Annotated in this window: 18 protein-coding genes; 9 read left to right on the plus strand and 9 right to left on the minus strand. The window is 64.2% G+C overall.

What is annotated here, in order from left to right; translation table 11 throughout:
- Positions 1-38: 38 nt before the first annotated feature.
- The 3 genes from R4P57_RS01805 to yhjD all read left to right on the plus strand — a co-directional run bounded on the left by R4P57_RS01805 (position 39) and on the right by yhjD (position 3,121).
- Complete coding sequence (locus R4P57_RS01805) at positions 39-905, plus strand: exodeoxyribonuclease III (RefSeq protein WP_411742265.1); 867 nt, start codon at positions 39-41, stop codon at positions 903-905.
- 41 nt (positions 906-946) lie between these two features.
- The gene (gene trpS, locus R4P57_RS01810) at positions 947-1,987 is read left to right on the plus strand and encodes a tryptophan--tRNA ligase (RefSeq protein ID WP_032397468.1); all 1,041 of its coding nucleotides are present in this window, start codon (positions 947-949) and stop codon (positions 1,985-1,987) included.
- 114 nt (positions 1,988-2,101) lie between these two features.
- On the plus strand, positions 2,102-3,121 hold the full coding sequence (gene yhjD / locus R4P57_RS01815) for an inner membrane protein YhjD (RefSeq protein ID WP_317801181.1): 1,020 nt from the start codon (positions 2,102-2,104) through the stop codon (positions 3,119-3,121).
- 33 nt (positions 3,122-3,154) lie between these two features.
- On the opposite strand, the gene R4P57_RS01820 is transcribed toward yhjD, so the two are convergent.
- Positions 3,155-4,450 carry a D-alanyl-D-alanine carboxypeptidase family protein gene (locus tag R4P57_RS01820; protein ID WP_317801664.1) on the minus strand — a complete coding sequence of 432 codons (1,296 nt, stop codon included), beginning with the start codon at positions 4,448-4,450 and terminating at the stop codon, positions 3,155-3,157.
- 270 nt (positions 4,451-4,720) lie between these two features.
- Between R4P57_RS01820 and R4P57_RS01825 the strand changes: the two genes are divergently transcribed.
- Positions 4,721-5,113: a hypothetical protein gene (locus R4P57_RS01825; RefSeq protein ID WP_317801183.1), complete on the plus strand. Its 393-nt coding sequence runs from the start codon at positions 4,721-4,723 to the stop codon at positions 5,111-5,113.
- A gap of 36 nt (positions 5,114-5,149) precedes the next feature.
- On the opposite strand, the gene R4P57_RS01830 is transcribed toward R4P57_RS01825, so the two are convergent.
- Genes R4P57_RS01830 through R4P57_RS01840 form a run of 3 tightly spaced genes read right to left on the minus strand, consistent with a single transcriptional unit; the run spans position 5,150 to position 7,611 of the window.
- Complete coding sequence (locus tag R4P57_RS01830; protein ID WP_283277571.1) at positions 5,150-5,812, minus strand: response regulator transcription factor; 663 nt, start codon at positions 5,810-5,812, stop codon at positions 5,150-5,152.
- Entirely contained in the window at positions 5,797-7,266 is a 1,470-nt protein-coding gene (locus R4P57_RS01835) for a HAMP domain-containing sensor histidine kinase (RefSeq protein ID WP_317801184.1), read from the minus strand. The genes R4P57_RS01830 and R4P57_RS01835 overlap by 16 nt, the downstream gene beginning before the upstream one ends.
- Before the next feature lie 24 nt (positions 7,267-7,290).
- Positions 7,291-7,611, minus strand: a complete 321-nt coding sequence (locus R4P57_RS01840) for a hypothetical protein (protein WP_317801186.1) — start codon at positions 7,609-7,611, stop codon at positions 7,291-7,293.
- A 215-nt stretch (positions 7,612-7,826) separates the two neighbouring features.
- Between R4P57_RS01840 and R4P57_RS01845 the strand changes: the two genes are divergently transcribed.
- From R4P57_RS01845 to R4P57_RS01860, 4 genes are all read left to right on the plus strand, one after another.
- Positions 7,827-8,828: a substrate-binding domain-containing protein gene (locus R4P57_RS01845; RefSeq protein WP_317801187.1), complete on the plus strand. Its 1,002-nt coding sequence runs from the start codon at positions 7,827-7,829 to the stop codon at positions 8,826-8,828.
- Positions 8,829-8,857: 29 nt separating this feature from the next.
- Positions 8,858-9,916 (plus strand): ABC transporter permease, encoded by a 1,059-nt coding sequence (locus R4P57_RS01850; protein ID WP_317801188.1) that lies wholly within the window; start codon positions 8,858-8,860, stop codon positions 9,914-9,916.
- Between the two features lie 2 nt (positions 9,917-9,918).
- Positions 9,919-10,701, plus strand: a complete 783-nt coding sequence (locus tag R4P57_RS01855) for an ATP-binding cassette domain-containing protein (RefSeq protein WP_317801190.1) — start codon at positions 9,919-9,921, stop codon at positions 10,699-10,701.
- Between the two features lie 95 nt (positions 10,702-10,796).
- Positions 10,797-12,038, plus strand: coding sequence for an acyl-CoA dehydrogenase family protein (locus R4P57_RS01860; protein ID WP_317801191.1), 1,242 nt, complete (start codon positions 10,797-10,799; stop codon positions 12,036-12,038).
- Here R4P57_RS01860 and R4P57_RS01865 read toward each other — a convergent pair.
- Genes R4P57_RS01865 through R4P57_RS01880 form a run of 4 tightly spaced genes read right to left on the minus strand, consistent with a single transcriptional unit; the run spans position 12,022 to position 15,702 of the window.
- Positions 12,022-13,014, minus strand: coding sequence for a Gfo/Idh/MocA family oxidoreductase (locus R4P57_RS01865; protein ID WP_317801192.1), 993 nt, complete (start codon positions 13,012-13,014; stop codon positions 12,022-12,024). The two genes, R4P57_RS01860 and R4P57_RS01865, sit on opposite strands and share 17 nt — an antisense overlap.
- Positions 13,011-13,901 (minus strand): sugar phosphate isomerase/epimerase, encoded by an 891-nt coding sequence (locus tag R4P57_RS01870; protein WP_317801193.1) that lies wholly within the window; start codon positions 13,899-13,901, stop codon positions 13,011-13,013. Before R4P57_RS01870 ends, R4P57_RS01865 begins: the two co-directional genes overlap by 4 nt.
- The gene (locus R4P57_RS01875) at positions 13,898-14,905 is read right to left on the minus strand and encodes a Gfo/Idh/MocA family oxidoreductase (protein WP_317801194.1); all 1,008 of its coding nucleotides are present in this window, start codon (positions 14,903-14,905) and stop codon (positions 13,898-13,900) included. Before R4P57_RS01875 ends, R4P57_RS01870 begins: the two co-directional genes overlap by 4 nt.
- Positions 14,905-15,702, minus strand: a complete 798-nt coding sequence (locus tag R4P57_RS01880; RefSeq protein WP_317801195.1) for an SDR family oxidoreductase — start codon at positions 15,700-15,702, stop codon at positions 14,905-14,907. The genes R4P57_RS01875 and R4P57_RS01880 overlap by 1 nt, the downstream gene beginning before the upstream one ends.
- A 77-nt stretch (positions 15,703-15,779) precedes the next feature.
- Here R4P57_RS01880 and R4P57_RS01885 point away from each other — a divergent pair, with 77 nt between their 5' ends.
- Positions 15,780-16,811 (plus strand): LacI family DNA-binding transcriptional regulator, encoded by a 1,032-nt coding sequence (locus R4P57_RS01885; RefSeq protein WP_317801196.1) that lies wholly within the window; start codon positions 15,780-15,782, stop codon positions 16,809-16,811.
- A 41-nt stretch (positions 16,812-16,852) separates the two neighbouring features.
- Here R4P57_RS01885 and R4P57_RS01890 read toward each other — a convergent pair whose 3' ends face one another.
- Positions 16,853-18,025: a phytanoyl-CoA dioxygenase family protein gene (locus R4P57_RS01890; protein WP_317801197.1), complete on the minus strand. Its 1,173-nt coding sequence runs from the start codon at positions 18,023-18,025 to the stop codon at positions 16,853-16,855.
- Positions 18,026-18,153: the final 128 nt, after the last annotated feature.

An 18,153-nucleotide genomic window follows, 5' to 3' on the forward strand; every position in this document is an offset into this window, starting at 1 on the left:
GGAATGACCTCGGGCAAGCGGGAGTGGAGCCTGCCGGAATGACCTCAGGCAAGAAGCCCACGTGCCGTCTGTCGGTGGGCTCCGCTACCGTCGTCGGCGTGCCGATCACTGTTTCCACTGTCAACGTCAACGGAATTCGCGCAGCTGTTCGCAAGGGCATGCTGCCGTGGCTCGAGACCACCGATGCCGACGTCATCTGCTTGCAGGAAACCCGCGCCAACGACGGCGAACTGACCAAGGCGCTGGCCCCGGCCCTCGATGCGGGCTGGCACCTGGCCTCGGCCGAGCCGTCCGCGAAAGGACGCAACGGGGTGGCCTTGCTGTCGAAGGCGGCTCCCGATGCGATTCGCACGGGCATCGGGGCGGTCGAATTCGCCGATGTAGGTCGCTACATCGAGGGCGACTTCGGCGACGTCACCGTTGCGAGCCTGTACTTGCCGTCGGGTGAGGTGGGTACCGAGCGTCAGGACGAGAAGGAACGCTTCATGGCGGCGTTCGCGAAGTATCTGGCCAAGACGGCCAAGGTCGCGAAGTCCGATGATCGCGACGTTGTGGTCTGCGGCGATTGGAACATCGCCCACACCGAGGCCGATCTCAAGGCATGGAAGACCAACCGCAAGAATTCCGGCTTCCTACCCGAGGAACGCGAATGGGTGACGCGGTTGCTCGCCGACGAGGCCCCCTGGACCGACGTGGTACGGGCGCTGCACCCGGGCGTCGAAGGTCCGTACAGCTGGTGGTCCTACCGCGGCAAGGCCTTCGACAACGACGCCGGCTGGCGAATCGACTATCAGTTGGCCACGAGTGATCTGGCCGAGCGCGCCAAGGAAGCGATCACCGAGCGGGCCGAGGCATACGACCAGCGATGGTCCGATCACGCGCCGGTGACAGTGCGCTACCGCTAGGCAGGAAGTGGGCGTCGATGGGTTCGTGAAAAGATTGCGGCATGTCTTCTTCCGACTCCATCGACACTCCGCAGGGTCCGCGTCGGCGGGTGCTCTCCGGCATCCAACCGACTGCCGATTCGTTCCATCTCGGTAACTACCTGGGTGCGGTGCGGAACTGGGTGGAGTTGCAGGACGAGTTCGACGCGTTCTACTTCATCCCGGACCTGCATGCGATCACCGTTCCGCAGGACCCGAAGGAACTGCGTCGTCGCACCCGAGTGGCCGCTGCGCAGTTGCTGGCGGTGGGAATCGATCCGGAGAAGTCGACTCTGTTCGTCCAGAGCCAGGTGCCCGAGCATGCCCAGTTGGCGTGGGTTCTGAACTGCATCACCGGATTCGGCGAAGCTGCGCGGATGACACAGTTCAAGGACAAGTCCGCCAAGCAGGGTCGCGATCACACCAGCGTCGGACTGTTCACCTACCCGATTCTGCAGGCCGCCGACATCCTGCTCTATCGGCCGAATCTGGTGCCCGTCGGCGAGGATCAGCGGCAACACCTGGAGTTGACTCGTGATCTGGCGCAGCGTTTCAACACGCGGTTCAAGAAGACGTTCGTCGTGCCCGATGCGCACATCATCAAGGGCACCGCGAAGATCTTCGATCTGCAGGATCCCACCGCGAAGATGAGCAAGTCCTCGTCGAATCCCGCGGGCATCGTCAACATTCTCGACGACCCGAAGGTGTCGGCGAAGAAGATCCGTTCGGCAGTGACGGACAACGAACGCGACATCGTGTTCGATCCGGAGAACAAAGCGGGCGTCAGCAACCTGCTCGTGATTCAGTCTGCGCTGTCGGGCGCGAGTATCGACGATCTCGTTGCCGGGTACGCAGGCAAGGGATACGGCGACCTCAAGTCCGACACCGCCGACGTTCTGACCGAGTTCGTCGTTCCGCTACGGGAGCGGATGGACGGGTTCATGGCCGATGTGGCCGAACTCGATCGCATCCTCGCGGCCGGTGCGGATCGAGCCAGGGAAGTGGCGAGTCGAACGCTCGCTCAGGTCTACGACAGGGTGGGTTTCCTGCCGCCAGGTGCATAGCATCTACGGCACACCGAGTTTGGGCGTGCTGGATTTCGGCAAAGAGTACTTCGAGGCGCAGCACCGTGGCGACACGATCCGACAGCAGCCGACGACAGCGAGAAGGTGAGTGCCATGCCCGATTTCAAGGCGATCCTCGACGACCGGCGCACACGGTGGCCGTGGCTCGATCACACTGTTGTTGCTGCGCAGCGGTACCAGGGCCAGAAGGGCGATTACTACGCGGCAGGCATGACGTACTTCAGTGTGCTGGCGTTGTTCCCGCTGCTGATGGTCGCGTTCGCGATCGCCGGGTTCGTGCTGGTGAATCAGCCCGAGTGGCTTGCCGAGATCCAGTCGCAGATTGCCCAGAACGTGCCGGGCAGCTTCGGTGAGACCATCAGTTCGCTGATCCAGACGGCCATCGAGTCTCGGACGAGCGTCGGCATCATCGGTCTACTCGGTGCCCTGTATGCAGGTCTCGGTTGGATCGCAAACCTGCGCGAGGCACTGACCGCCATGTGGGAGAGCCAACACGAGCAGGGCGGTTTTCTGGCCACCAAGGCCAAGGATTTCGCCGCGCTGCTCGGGCTGGGGACCGCACTGGTGCTGTCGCTGGCGTTGTCGGCACTGGCCGGTGGTGACCTGATGCGCAGCATTCTCGAGTGGGCCAATCTCGATTCCGTCCCAGGAGTGGGCGTCGCGCTGCGTGTCTTCTCGATTCTCCTCGCGCTGGCGGGCACCTGGGCGTTGTTCACCTGGGTGATCTCGCGGCTGCCGCGCGAGCCGGTGTCGTGGCGCAGCGCAGCCAAAGGTGCGTTGCTCGCTGCCGTCGGGTTCGAGATCTTCAAGCAACTCGGTGCCATCTACCTGGCATCGGTGACGAGTGGCCCCGCAGGCGTGGTCTTCGGACCCATCATCGGTCTGCTCGTATTCGTGTTCACGACGTCACGGCTCGTGCTGTTCTCCACGTCGTTCGCCGCGACGACTCGCGAAAGCTTGGCCGAAGCTCATGTTCCGGCCCCGGACCCGGCGGTGATCAACACGAGGGTCGAGGTCAGCGAAGGACCGTCCGTGACGGGTGGTCTGGCGCTGGTGGGTGCCGGTGCCCTCGCCGCTCTCGGCGTCGCGGGATTGCGCAACAGACGCCGTTGAATTGCTCGCGATCGCTCTCTCTGTGGACGCGGTTCAGCGGTTGCGCGAAAGCCGTCGAGCTCCCCACAGCAGCCCGATCACCACGATCCCACCGATGACACCTATCGCGATGCGAACGACGGTGTCGCCTTGGGCCTGCATCTCGGACTGGCGGGAGCTCGACCCCGACGCCGATGCGGGTGGCTGGGCGAGAGTCGGCGCGGCCTCGGGCGCGCGTGTGCTCGTCACCGCGGACGTCGACTGCGGCTCCACGAGTTCGCCTACGCCGCGGCTCGAATCGAGAGTGAACCCGTAGTCCAACAGGCGGGCCGCTTGCTCCCACGGGCGGATCGGCAGCACGTCACCCTTCATGATCGTCACGACGAGACGCCTGCCGCCCCGCTCTGCTCCTGCGACGAATGTCTGGCGAGCATCGTCGGTGTATCCGGTCTTGCCTCCGAGTGCACCCTGGTAGTTGTAGAGCAGCTGATTGTCGTTGGAGAGGGTGAACCCGGGCCGGTCTTGGTCGTCCGGGATCGTAAGATCCTTCGGGTAGCCGGGAAACTGAACGGTCTCGGTCGAAATCAGTTGCGCGAAGGTCGGATCACGCATGGCCGCGCGGTAGATCAACGCCAGGTCGTAGGCAGAGCTCGCCATGCCGGGGCCGTCGAGACCCGACGGCGTGGCGGTGCGAGTGTCGAGCGCACCCAGTTCTGCGGCCTTGGCATTCATCTTGTCCACGGTCGCCGCGTCGCCGCCCAACTGCCTGGACAACGCGTGCGCTGCATCGTTTCCCGATGCCATCACCAGGCCCTGCATCAATTGGAGATTGGTGTAGACACCGTTCTCTCCGATGCCGACGGCACTGCCCTCGGCATCGGCGTCCTCTGCGGTCGCGGTGATCTGGGAATTCAAGTTCAGCTCGACGAGGGCGACGATCGCAAGTAGCACCTTGATCGTGCTCGCCGGCCGATGCCGCCCGTGCGGATCCTTGGCGGCCAGAACGGAGCCGGAGTCCATATCGGCCACCACGAACCCGGTGGCCGAGATATCGGCAGGCAACGGGGGAGCCCCGTCCGGCAGCACCGCTCCACACTCCGCGAGCCGATCCCCGCCGACGGCCTCAGCAGGAATCGGGAGTGGTTGCGGGGCAGTGCTTCCAGGGGCCGGTACCTCGGACAGGTCGATTGCCGGGGGAGGTGACGCGGCGTACGGGCAGCTGTCGGTGTCGGGCGTCGTGAACGGCGGTGTCGTCGTCACCGCCGGTGGCTCGGCGGCGGGTTGCGCCAGAGCCGGTCCACAGCCGATGCCGACGAGAACCATCGACACTGCCGACACGGCCACGCACACTCGAATCCTTTTCATCGCGAATCACCATAGGCGCTCGGGGGTCGGTCGACGTGGCGACCCACCGGCGAACATCGCCCGAACGACTACTCCGGCTCTTGTCCCGACATCGTCACCGACAACGGCCGAATGTCGCCCCTCGCGTCGCGGCACGCGCCCGTTGCCAGTATGAGAACTCGCTCATGTTGTGCTCCTTCGGTTCTCACGTTCGGCAGCGATCGTTGAGTTATCACCGAAACGGTGGCCTACAGAACTCGGATCGAAGGAGCAGACATGAGGATGCCAGGAAAGTTCATGATCGTCGGTGCAGCAGCCGTTGTCGTCACGCTCGGAAGCGTCGGCGCACTCGCGATCGCCGACGACGACCCCACCCAGCAGCGGCCGTCCTCGATCTCGGTGGAACAGCCTCTGTCGGAGGCAGATTCGGCTCCGAACCCGCCGGCAGCTCCCCAACAGCCCGCACCGACCCAGATCCCGGACGACCGCTACGACGACGACTGGGACGACCGCAACGATGATCTGGACGACCGCAACGATGATCTGGACGACCGCAACGATGATCTGGACGACCGCAACGACGATCTGGACGACCGCAACGATGATCTGGACGACCGCAACGACGATCTGGACGACGGACTGGACGACGACAACGACTGGGACGACTGATACTCGAGCAGTGGCGTCGGCACCGTCCGACGCCACTCATGTCTCGGACAGTCGGTATCCCATTCCGCGGACGGTCTCGATTCGTGCAGCGCCGAATTTCGCCCGGAGGTAGCGGACGTAGACGTCGACGACATTCGATCCCGGGTCGAAGTCGTAGCCCCACACCTGCGACAGGAGTTGCTCTCGCGAGAGGACCTGGCCGGGGTGGCGCATGAAGGTCTCGGCCAGGGCGAACTCACGGGCCGACAGGTCGACGGTTCGGTCTCCCACCACAGCTCGCCGAGTACGCAGGTCGAGGGTGAGGTCGGCGACCGCGAGCTGCGTGGTATCGACGGTTCGTTTGGTGCCCAGGCGAACTCGGATGCGCGCCAGCAGTTCCTCGAATCGGAACGGCTTGGCCATGTAGTCGTCGGCGCCGGTCTCGAGACCGGACACCACGTCGTGGACGCTGTCGCGGGCAGTCAACACGATCACCGGTATCTCGCACTGCTCTCCACGCAGTCGCTGCAGTACCTCGAAGCCGTCCATGATCGGCAACCCGATGTCGAGTACCACCAGATCGAAGTCACCGCTGCGGGCGTGTTCGTACGCGGATCTGCCGTCGGAGACGGTCGTCGTGCTGAAACCGCTCGCTCGCAGCCCCTTGTGGACGAACGAGGCTATGCGGGGTTCGTCTTCGGCGATCAGGATGCGGGCCATGGTCGATCCTTCTGCGGGGGAGGGGAATCGGTCAGTGGTATCGTGATGGTGAACGTGGCCCCGTGTCCCGGTGCGCTGCCGACACTCACCCGTCCACGGTGGGCCTGTGCGATGGCGGTGACGATGGACAATCCGAGCCCCGCGCCCTCGGTCCGTCTGGTTCCGTTGCGACCGCGGGCGAAGCGCTCGAAGATTCGTTCCTGCTCGTCGCGCTCGATTCCCGGGCCCGAGTCGGTGACCCAGAACCGGATGTCACCGTCGGACAGTTGTGATCCGATGCCGACGCGACTGCCGGGTATCGTGTGGTGAGTTGCGTTGTCCGCCAACGCCAGCAGTGCCTGGGTCAGTCGTTGCGCGTCGAGCGGCGCGTGGACGGTTGCGCTCGCCTCCAGCACCCATTCCCGGTCGGCGAGGGTGGTCACCTTGTCGAACACGCTTCGAGTGAGCGCGTCGACATCGGTGTCCACCGGCGTGACGAAGCTCGTCTGGTCGGCCCGGGTGAGCAGCAACAGGTCTGCGACGAGTCGGTTCATCCGATCGAGTTCGTCGTCGACGAGCGCAACGGTATCTCGAACGTCGGCGGGGTCGCCGTGGTCGAGCACATCGAGATGACCTCGGACGATGGTGATGGGAGTGCGGAGCTCGTGGCCTGCGTCGTCGAGGAATCGGCGCTGACTCGCCGCGCCGGACTCGATTCGGTCGAGCATCGAGTTCAGGGTGTCGATCAGGGCTCCGATGTCGTCGCCTCGACCCGTTGTTCTGGCGTCGGTGATTCGGCCGGACAGGTCGGTCTCGGTGATCGTTCTGGCGGTGGCGGTGATGTGTCTGATCGGCGACATGATGCGGCCCGCGACGAACCACGCCCCCGCTGCCGCCAGCACCGAGGTGACGCCGCCGACGACGAGCATCAGGGTCGCGGTCTCGTCGGCCGACGCGCGTTCCTGGTCGGCGAAGTAGGCGGCGACCACGACCCCGGTCACCGGGTCGCCCGCCAGGGAGACCGGCACCGCGAGGTACACCACTTCACCTGCCGCACTCGAATACGAACCCTCGACCGGCGCGGTGACGGTACCGACCTCGGCGGTGAAGCCGGTGTCGTCGGAGAGACGCACCGGTGCCTGCTGCCTGCTCTGCACGGCGAAAGCGCCGTCCACGTAACCCAGGAACTTCTCGTTGGGGCGAGCGAGGTTGTAGGTGATCACCACGCGGAGCACGTCGTCGATGTCGTCGAACGGTGCACCGGTTCCTGGATCGACGCCTGCGTCGGTGAGGGTGGAGAACTCGGCGATCTCGGTGCGCAGCGATTCGCGCATGCGATTGTCGGTCGCGTGGATCATGAGCAGCCAGGTGGTGACGGTGACGGCTGCCAGAGATGCCAGCACCAGCAGCAGCACCCACGAGAAGATGCGGCTCCGAGCGCTCGTCGGGCGCAGGGCGAGCAGTCGCGTCCGCATCACGTGGTCGGTCTCGCAGCAGGGTCAGTCGTCGTCATCGTCATCCCAGTCGTCGTCGAAGTCATCGTCCCAGTCGGCAGGCGGCAGAGGCGGCGGGGGCACGAATCCGTCCGGTGCCACCGGCTGTGGCGCGGTGGTGGGCGCGGTGGTGGGCGCGGGATCGCCCGGTCCAGGTGCAGGGGGGACGGGTTGCGGAGTACCCGGGGCGGATTGCACGGGTGCGGCGGGTGCGACGATGGGTGCGGGCAACGGGGTCTGCTCGCCCGTCGATCGAGTCGTCAGCAATGCCGTGACGAGTACGGCGAGCGTGAGCAGTCCCAGGGCCGAGACGATGATGGTTCGCACACAGACGAGTCTGATCCCGGTGGATTGTGGCTACGTGAATCGGAGATGAGAGTTCTCTCATGTCGTCCGAGGTCCGCAGGTGCGCACACCGGTTCCGTTGCCTGACGAATAATCGTCGAAGATGCGTGACGGGTACCGATCGTTTCTACAGTGATCAGGTCGGCGGGTCGGTTTCGTCGATTGTTCGAGAGACCGGATTTTGAAGAGGGAGTGCAATGAGGTTTCGGCAAAGGCGCGGGCCGATCGCGATCGGGGCGGTCTGTGCGGTCGCGGCACTGACTGTCGCTGCCTGTTCGAGCACCGGCGGTGCTCCTCGCTCGTCCGACGACGGAAGCAACGCGGGCGTTGCCGATACGCCGTCGGCGACGATCGCGATGATCACACACGAGGTTCCCGGCGACACCTTCTGGGATCTGGTTCGCAAGGGTGCCGAGGCCGCCGCGGCCAAGGACAACATCGAACTGCGCTACTCCGCAGATCCCGAGGCGCCCAACCAGGCCAACCTCGTCCAGAGTGCGATCGACTCGAAGGTCGACGGTATCGCGGTCACTTTGGCCAAACCCGACGCGATGGCCCCCTCCGTCGAGGCCGCGACCGCCGCGGGCGTCCCGGTCGTCGCGTTCAATTCCGGCTACGACTCCTGGAAGGACATGGGAGTCCAGCAGTACTTCGGCCAGGACGAGACCATCGCCGGGCAGGCCGCGGGGGCTCGCCTCACCGAGGACGGTGCACGCAAGACACTCTGCATCATCCAGGAGCAGGGTGCCGTGTCACTCGAGGCTCGTTGTGCCGGCGTGACGCAGGGCTTCGGAGGTACCACCGAGATCCTCAACGTCAACAGCAAGGACATGCCGTCCGTCGAGTCGACCATCACCGCCAAGCTGCAGCAGGACCCGACCATCGACCACGTCATCGCGCTGGCCGCTCCGATCGCTCTGACGGCGGTGCAGTCCAAGAACAATGCGGGCAGCGACGCCACGATCGTCACGTTCGACACCAACGCCGCACTCGTCGATGCGATCGAGTCGGGCGACGTTGCGTGGGCCATCGATCAGCAGCCCTACCTGCAAGGTTACCTGGCCATCGACTCGCTGTGGCTCTACCTCAACAACGGCAACACGATCGGCGGCGGCACCCCTGTGCTGACCGGGCCCGCGTTCATCGATTCGACCAACATCGACGCGGTCGCCGAGTACGCCCGTAACGGCACACGCTGAGTGCGCCGCCTCGGCGCGGAAGGAAATTCATGTCCACACAGGCCGATCCGGCTCTGTCCGAACACACCGTGATCGCAGATGAGCGGGTCAAGAAGCAGAAACCGTTGCAGCGGTTGCTCATTCGCCCGGAGGTCGGGGCGCTCTTCGGCGCGGTCGCCATCTTCGTCTTCTTCTGCATCGTGGCACCCCCGTTTCGATCGCCCGAGGCACTCGCCACCGTGCTGTACGCATCCTCGACCATCGGCATCATGGCGATCGGTGTCTCCCTGTTGATGATCGGCGGAGAATTCGACCTCTCGACCGGAGTTGCGGTGACGTTCTCCTCGATCATGGCCTCCATGCTGGCCTACAACCTGCACCTGAACGTCTGGGCCGGCTCGGCGCTGGCGCTGATGCTGGCACTGGCGGTCGGTTTCCTCAACGGATACCTGGTGATGACGACCAAGATTCCGTCGTTCCTGATCACGTTGGCGTCGTTTCTGATGCTCACCGGCATCAATCTCGCCGTCACCAAGCTCGTCACCGGCCAGGTCGCCACCCCGTCCATCTCGGACATGGAGGGATTCGACTCGGCCAAGGCCTTCTTCTCGTCCTCGTTCTCCCTGCTGGGCGTCTCGGTCCGCATCACCGTCGTGTGGTGGATCGTATTGACGCTGGCAGCGACGTGGGTCTTGATGAGAACGCGCACCGGCAACTGGATCTTCGCCGTCGGCGGCAATCAGGAATCGGCGCGAGCCGTCGGGGTGCCGGTCACGAGGGTCAAGATCTGCTTGTTCATGTTCGTCGGCTTCTGCGCCTGGTTCGTCGGCATGCACCTGCTGTTCGCGTTCGACACCGTCCAGTCCGGCCAAGGCGTGGGCAACGAATTCCTCTACATCATCGCCGCGGTCATCGGCGGATGCCTGCTCACCGGTGGATACGGCACGGCTGTCGGTGCTTTCATCGGAGCGTTCATCTTCGGCATGACCAACCAGGGCATCGTCTATGCAGGCTGGAACCCGGACTGGTTCAAGTTCTTCCTCGGCGCGATGCTGCTGTTCGCAGTGATCGCGAACAGCTCCTTCCGCAACTACGCGGCGAAAAGGTGACCATGACGTCCTCCGCGAACACGCCCCTCATCGAACTGAAAGGCGTGGGTAAGAGCTACGGCAACATCATCGCGCTGCACGGGATAGACCTCCGCGTCGGTGCCGGTGAGGTCACCTGCGTTCTCGGTGACAACGGTGCAGGCAAATCCACTCTGATCAAGATCATGTCCGGTCTGCATCTGCAGTCGGAGGGGGAACTGCTCGTCGACGGCAAGGCGACCACGTTCGGCTCGCCTAAGCAGGCGGTGGAACAGGGCATCTCCACGGTCTACCAGGACCTCGCGGTCGTCTCCCTGATGCCGGTGTGGCGCAACTTCTTTCTCGGCCAGGAGCTGCGCAAGGGCACGATCGTCAAGACCCTCGACACCCATGCCATGCGCGCGAGAACCATCGACGAACTCCGCAAGATGGGTATCGACCTGCCGGATGTCGATGCCCCCATCGGCTCACTGTCCGGTGGCCAACGTCAATGCGTTGCCATCGCTCGCGCCATCTACTTCGGTGCCCGAGTGCTCATTCTCGACGAGCCGACCGCCGCTCTCGGCGTCAAACAGTCAGGCATGGTTCTCCGGTACATCTCGGCAGCCAGGGAGAATGGCTTCGGCGTCGTGTTCATCACCCACAATCCTCATCACGCGTACATGGTCGGAGATCACTTCGTCCTCCTCGATCGCGGACGTCAGACGTTGGACTGTGCGCACGACGACATCTCGCTCGACGACCTCACCAAGGAAATGGCAGGCGGCGACGAATTGGCGATCCTTTCCGACGAACTGCGCCGCTGACATCTCAGGGCCGCGGTGTATGCGTGAGAATCGGGCGCGGCGGGTAGAAGATCGGTAGCGGTGCCCGACGGAGGTGCCAGACGAAGGAGCCGAACATGAGCGAGCACGAGCCCCTCGGACCACTGTCGCCGGACTTTCTCGAATCCGATTTCTACGGGTATCAGAGCATGCTCGACGACTCCGAGACCGAGGTGGTCCTGCGAACCCGTCGGTTCCTGCAGGAGGAGGTCGCGCCGAGGGCGAACGAATTCTGGGAGAAGGCCACCTCTCCGGTGCACCTGATGCCGAAGATCGCCGATCTCGAGATCGCCGGTCTCGGTTACGCATTCAAGGACCCGGGTCGTTCCGCAGGCTCCACTCCTGCCGAAGACCGCAAGGCCTCGCGCAAACTGCTCACCGGCTGGCTCGAAATGGAGTTCGCGCGGGTCGATCCGTCCACGGGAACGATGTTCAGCGTGCACAGTTCTCTGGCGATGAGCAGCATCTCGATTCTCGGCTCCGAGGAGCAGCGCGAGCGGTGGTTGCCCGCCATGCGCCGAATGGAAAAGATCGGCGCGTTCGGACTGTCCGAACCGCACGGTGGCTCCGACGTCGCAGGCGGACTCGAGACAACAGCTCGACTCGACGGAGATCACTGGATCCTCAACGGCAGCAAGCGCTGGATCGGCAACGCCACCTTCGCTGATCTGACCATCGTCTTCGCCAAGGACGAGGCCGACGGCGAGGTCAAGGGCTTCGTCGTGGAGCAGGGATTCGAGGGGTTCCGGGCCGAGAAGATCGAGGGCAAGTACTCGCTCCGCGCGGTCGAGAACGCGGACATCCATCTGGAGAACTGCCGAGTCCCGGTCGAGAACAAGCTTGCCGAGGCCAACTCGTTCGCCGACACGGCGAAGGTGCTCCGCTTGACCCGCGGGGGAGTGGCGTTTCAGGCCGTGGGCGTGATGATGGGCGCGTACGAGCGGGCCGTGGCCTATGCGCGCGAACGCGAACAGTTCGGATCTCCGATCGCGTCGTTCCAGCTGATCTCCGACCTGATCGCACGCATGACGGCGAACATCACCGCCTCGCTCGGCATGGCGATTCGTGTCTCCGAGTTGCAGGACAACGGCGTCCACCACGACGAGCATGCGGCTCTCGCGAAGACCTTCTGCACGACGCGGCTGCGCGAGGTGGTCGGCTGGGCCCGAGAGATCCTGGGCGGCAACGGAATTCTCATCGAGCACGATGTCATCAGATTCTTCGCCGACGCCGAGGCCCTGTACTCCTACGAGGGAACCGCGCAGATCAACAACCTGATCGTCGGCCGCGGAGTGACGGGCTTCAGCGCGTTCGTGTGAAGTCGGTACGCGACGCCACTTCGACGACTCGGTCGATCATGTCCATGTTCCGCACTGCGTCTTCGGCGTCCAACGGTACAGAAGCGCCGTGCACGATGTGATTCGCGAATGCCTCGAGCTGGTAGGTGTAGGACGAGCGTCTACCGAGGTTCTCGGTTCTACTGTCGCCGTTCACGATCGTCGTGACGCGATCGTCCTCGTTCGGTTTGATGAAGTTGTGCGCCAACGCTTCTCCGCGTGTGCCCGTGACCTTGATTCGGAAGTCGTACTCCGGCGCGGTCATGGAGCCCGTGACACCGCCCGTGACACCGCCGGGGAAAGCCAGATCGACGTCGAAGGCGGTGTCCACTCCGGACGGATGTGGGGTGAGTCGGGCTGCCGTGACGCTCGGCTCACCACCGGCCATCGATCCGAACAGCCGTTGCGCATGCAGGCCGTAGCACCCGAGGTCCATCAAGGCACCGCCGGCCAACTCGGGATGCCATCGGTGGTCGTCCTTCTCCGGGGCAGGCATGTGGGTGATCGTCTCGATGCGAAGCAGGTCGCCCAGGGTGCCGTCGCTCGCCAACTGCAGCAGGCGCTCGGTGACCGGGTGGAACATGTAGTGGAACCCCTCCAGCACCGGGACTCCGGCTAGAGATGCCGCTCGTCGAACTCGATCGGCCTCGGATGCGGTGCTCGCGGAAGGCTTCTCGGTGAGTACCGGTTTCCCGGCTCGGACCGACGCGAGATTCCACGGTGCGTGCATCGCATTCGCGAGCGGGTTGTAGACGAGGTCGACCTCCGGGTCGTCGAGGACGTCCTGGTAGGAGTCGAGAACTCGCTCCACTCCGTGTTTTTCGGCGAACCTTTCCGCTCGTGTGCGGTCACGCGCTGCGCACGCGACCAGACGGTAATCGAGAATGCGCGCCGGTTCGACCAGCGCCTGTTCGGCGATCCGGGACGCACCCAGTATGCCGATACGTAGTGCGCTCACGAGGGTGCCCCCGCGCGCAACCGCACGATATTGCGCAAGAACTCGACACTGGCAACGACATCGCGAACTGGTCCTTCGCCGGCTGGTTCCTCGGACAGGATTGTGTCCTGTTCCAATACGAACCAGCCCTCGAAACCTGCGTCGAGCAGCAGGTTCACGACCGAGGAGATGTCGACATCGCCGGTGCCGAGCGGGGTGTACATGCCGCGAGCTACCGCCTCGGTGTAGGTGAGCTCACCCGATTGCACCTGAGCGGCCAGTGGCAGAGATACGTCCTTGAGGTGGGCGTGGGTGATGCGTTCGGACGCGACGGTCACCAGTTCCACCGGATCGGTCCCCCCGATGAGTAGGTGGCCGGTATCGAGACACAGCGGGATGCTCGACCCATCGAGCACCCGGAACACTTCGTCGCGCTTCTCGATCATGGTGCCCACGTGTGGGTGCAGAACGGCACGGATGCCTCGGCTGTCGGCGGCAGCGTGCAGCCGATCGAGGTTGAGCAGCAACGTTGTCCATTGATCATCGTTCAGGATGGGGCGTGAGTCGTAGCCTTCGCTGCCGGTGGTGGCGGCGAGCACGAGAACCTCGGCGCGACTCGCGACGAACGCGTCGAGCAGTGGCCCGATGCCTGGAACCGGGTCGTGATCTCGGTCGTGCAGCAGCACCGGAGCGAACCCGCCCACGGAGGTCAGGCCGTAGCGTTGCAGAGTCTGTGCGAGTTCGGCGGGCTCGGCAGGGAGGAATCCCTCCGGTCCCACTTCCGTGGCCGTCAATCCTGCTCCGCGCATCTCGGTCAGCACGCGGTCTGCCGGAATTTGGTAGCCCCATCCGGGAACCTCGCACACTCCCCACGAGATAGGTGCTCCAGCAATACGAATGGCGCTCATGGACGTACCTCGTCGATCCGCACCGGTCGGTGCTGTTGTAAGGACAGTGTTGCGGCCTCGGCAATCCACGCGACCTCGAGGGCGTCGCGCGCCGTGCACGGTGAGGGGATGTCGCCGGCGACGACCCGCAGAAAGGCAGACAGTTCGGCCTGGTAGGCCGACTCGAAGCGGTCCATGAAGAAGCTGTGCGGTGTGGAATCGGGGAACGTTGCCCCCGCGTCGAGGTTGCGCACCGGTACCTGCTGATCCCACCCGGCCACGACGGTATCGTCGCTGCCGTGTACTTCGAGGCGACAGTCGTAACCGCGTCCGTTGTATCGGGTGTTGGATACGACGCCCAGCGTGCCGTTCTCGAAAGTGATTGTCGTAGTTGCCGTGTCGACGTCGCCGACGGCGGAGAACTCGGGATCACCCTGGTTCGACCCTGCTGCGTACACCTCGACGACCTCGTGTCCGACGACCCATCGAACGATATCGAAATCGTGCACACTGCAGTCTCGGAAGATGCCACCGGAGGTGGCGATGTACGACATCGGCGGGGGAGCAGGATCGAGGGTGGTCGAGCGGACGGTATGTAGTCGGCCTAGATCGCCCGAGGCAACGGCGGCCTTGGCTGCGACGAAGGCGGGATCGAATCGCCGGTTGTACCCGATCTGAACCGGCACGGAGCAGCCCGAGATTCGTTGCACCACAGCGAGACTTTCGACCGCGGTGAAGGCAATGGGCTTTTCGCAGAACACCGGTATCCCGGCATCGACACACGCCAGAACCAGCCCCGCGTGCGCGGACGTTGCGGCGGCGATGACAACTCCGTCGACCCCCGACGCGATCATCTCCGCGGCGGACGAGACCGCTGTGGCACCGGATTTCTGCGCCACCGAGTCGGTCACTTCCCGACGCTCGTCCGTGACGACGAGGCCGTCTACGCCGTCGAGTGTGCTGAGCGTGTCGACGTGGAACGCGCCGATGCGGCCGAGTCCGATGACGCCGATCCGCGATCCCATCAGTCCTGCCCTCCGATGATCGTTTGATCCCAGTCGATGACGGAACCGGTGACTACTCCACTGCGCGAGGAGAGCAGGAGAACGACGAAGTCGGCAATCTCGTCGACTTGGCCGAGCTTGCCCATGGGGACACTGTTGTTCGCGGTGGCGGCCCAGTCGTCGTCACCACCGTGGAAGCGCTTCTGTATCTCGGTCTCGCCCTCGGTCTCGGTCCAGCCGATGTTCAGCCCGTTGATGCGGATGCGATCCCACCGGTGCGCGTAGGCCGCGTTCTTCGTCAGACCGGCCAGTCCGGCTTTGGCCGCGACGTAGGGGGCGAGGAAGGATTGGCCGCCGTGCTCGGCAATCGAGATGACGTTGACGATGGTCCCGGCTGCACTGCGCGAGAGCATGTTCTGCACTGCAGCTTGCATCGTGAAGAAGGGGCCTCGCAGATTGACGCCGATGTGGTGATCGAACAACTCCGGAGTGGTGTCCACCAGTGTGCCCCGAGTGGTGAGCCCGGCTGCATTGCACAGAGCGTCTATTCGTCCGAACCTGTCCACCGTGCGCTCGACCGACCCGCGAGCGGAGTCGGGGTCCGAGACATCGGCCTCGATGAAATGTGTGGAGTGGCCGGCGGCGTTCAATTCGTCCTGCAAGGCCGAACCGACCTCGACGCGTCGGCCGGTGAAGGCGACTGCAGCACCCTCTCGAGCAGCAGCTCGAACAACGCCCGCACCGACGCCCTGGGTTCCGCCACTGACGAGAACGACGGAGTTCTCCAGGAGGGGTGTGCCGGACAGGTAGGAATTCATGCGTTCAGTGTTGCGGCCGATGAGGTTACGATCAACAGTCAAAACCCCTCAAAAAGGCATCACGAAACGAGGTCCGCGTGAGGCATCGATTCAAGGTCCGCGAAATTGCGCAGCAGGCCGGTCTGAGCGAAGCCACGGTCGATCGTGTTCTGCACGACAGGCCGGGGGTGCGGCAGGACACCAGAGCCGAAGTGCAGCAGGCGATCACAGACCTGGACAAGCAGCGATCGCAACTTCGACTCAACGGTCGCAAGTTTCTGTTCGACGTCGTGATGCAGACGCCGCCACGATTCTCGGCCGAGTTCCGTACCGCGATCGAGGCCGAACTGCCGATGCTCTCGCCTGCGCTCGTGCGATGCAGATTCCACTTTCGAGATACCGAATCGGTACCTGCCATGGTCGAGACCCTCGGAAAGCTCGCCGCCCGCGGCACCCATGGAGTCATCCTCAAAGCCCCGGACGATCCCGACGTCGCTCAGGCGATCGACGCCGTGGTCGGCGCCGGCGTGCCGGTGGTGACATACGTGACCGACGTATCGGCCTCGGACCGCCTCGGGTACGTAGGCATCGACAATCGCGCGGCGGGTGCCACTGCAGCGTTTCTGGTCGATCAGTGGCTCGGGGACGTGGACCGAGAGGTGCTGATAACGCTCAGCAGTAACACCTTTCGTGGCGAAGAAGAACGCGAAATGGGATTTCGGACAACGCTGCGCACCCTTGCGGCAGAGCGGGGTGCGGGATTCGGGCGCACCGTCGTCGAGCTCGCCGGTACCGACGGTCTGGACGCGACGGTCGAGTCTCTCGTCGTGGACGCCCTCGGCCGGCATCCGGCGATCGAGGCCGTCTATTCGATCGGGGGCGGGAACACAGCGATCGTCAGGGCGTTCGAGGCAGCAGGGCGCCGGTGTCGGGTGTTCATCGGCCACGACCTCGACGAGGACAATCGGGTGCTGCTGCGGTCCGGTGCGGTGTCCGCTGTTCTGCATCACGAACTGCGCGCCGACGCACGGTTGGCCTGCCGGATGATCATGCAGGCGAGGGGCGCACTGGACGGCGTGGTCAACGAGGCCTCGCGGATCCATGTCCTGACCCGCTACAACAACAGGTGACCGGTCGAGGGCCCGAGAAGTTCGGTCGTGAGTCGAGAGGGTCAGATGCTGTGGCGCCGGCTCTGAGCCTCGAGCAGTGTCGTCAACTCGGCCGCAGGCATCGCGGCGTGGACGGCGCGCGCGAGAAGTTCGGCCTGGGTCTCGCCCGCCAGGCCGGTCGTCGGTCGGTCGCGATCGAGGTTGGTGGGGAATGCGTATCCCTCGGCCGACGCCGCAATGACGTTCTCGACGGAAGCTGCGCTGCTGCTCGACGCCATCCGAAGCAGAGACGGATAGATGGCCTCGACAACGGCCTTGCGGTCGACGGTGTCGATAGCCCGACCGAATGGCGACGACACCTGCAACAAATTCGCTATCCGGCGGATGCCATTCGAGGTGTTGTGTCCGGCAGCATGGAACAGTGCCGGATTGAAGAAGACGGCGTCGCCGACCCGAAGCGGTAGTTGAATGTAGTTCTGCGCGAAGTACTCTCGGAACTCAGGCAAATTGAATGCGATGTAGCCCGGTTCGTACCGCTGTGAGAACGGTAAGTACATGGTCGGCCCGCTCTCGAGCGGCATGTCGCAGTGTGCGACGGCTCCCTGCAGAGTCAGGGCAGGTGACAGTCGGTGTACGTGTGCCGGGAATGCAGCGGCGGTGTCGATGGACATGAACCCCAGGTGGTAATCACGGTGAGGATTCTGGGCTCGACCGCCCGGGTTGACGACGTTGATCGAGGATGTCACCTGATACATCGGTCCCAACCACGCGTGCGACACCAATGCGAGCACGTCGTTGGCGTAGTACTGCGTGAACACTTCGGGCCGATCGACGGCCAGCTTCTGCAATGCGGACCAGACGCGATCGTTGGCACCGGGCTCCGCGAAGTGATCGCCCGAGTTCGTCCCTGCCGCGTGCTGACCGGCGATGGTGTCCATGAAGTAGCCGGTGGCCTCACGGATACCGTGGTCTTCGGTGAAGGCGCCTTCGAACACGACGATGCCGGGCCCGGTGAGCAGAGCCTGGGCGAGCTCGTTCTGCACCGCCTCGCGTGTCGGGGCATCGAGGCCCTCGACCGAGTGGGCGTCGTAGATCAGAACGTTCTCGCGCACGCTCGCTGCATGCGGAAAGTTCGCGAGGTCGACCTGCTCCGATACCGATTCACGGAATCGATCGATGTCGCAGTCGTCTTCTCCGAGCCGTCCGGTCCGGGTTGTGCTGGTGCCGGTGGTCATGGTGAAAGTCCTCTCGATGGCCAGGTGCAGAGTCCGACCTCGAGCCTGATCCCTTTCGACCTGCGAATCAACCCCCTGATTCCATCAGAAACACCTCATCTCGCCCGAGCGCCGAGATCGAATCCCGC

The organism is Rhodococcus sp. IEGM 1330 (genome assembly GCF_033142445.1).
Taxonomy (GTDB): domain Bacteria; phylum Actinomycetota; class Actinomycetes; order Mycobacteriales; family Mycobacteriaceae; genus Rhodococcoides.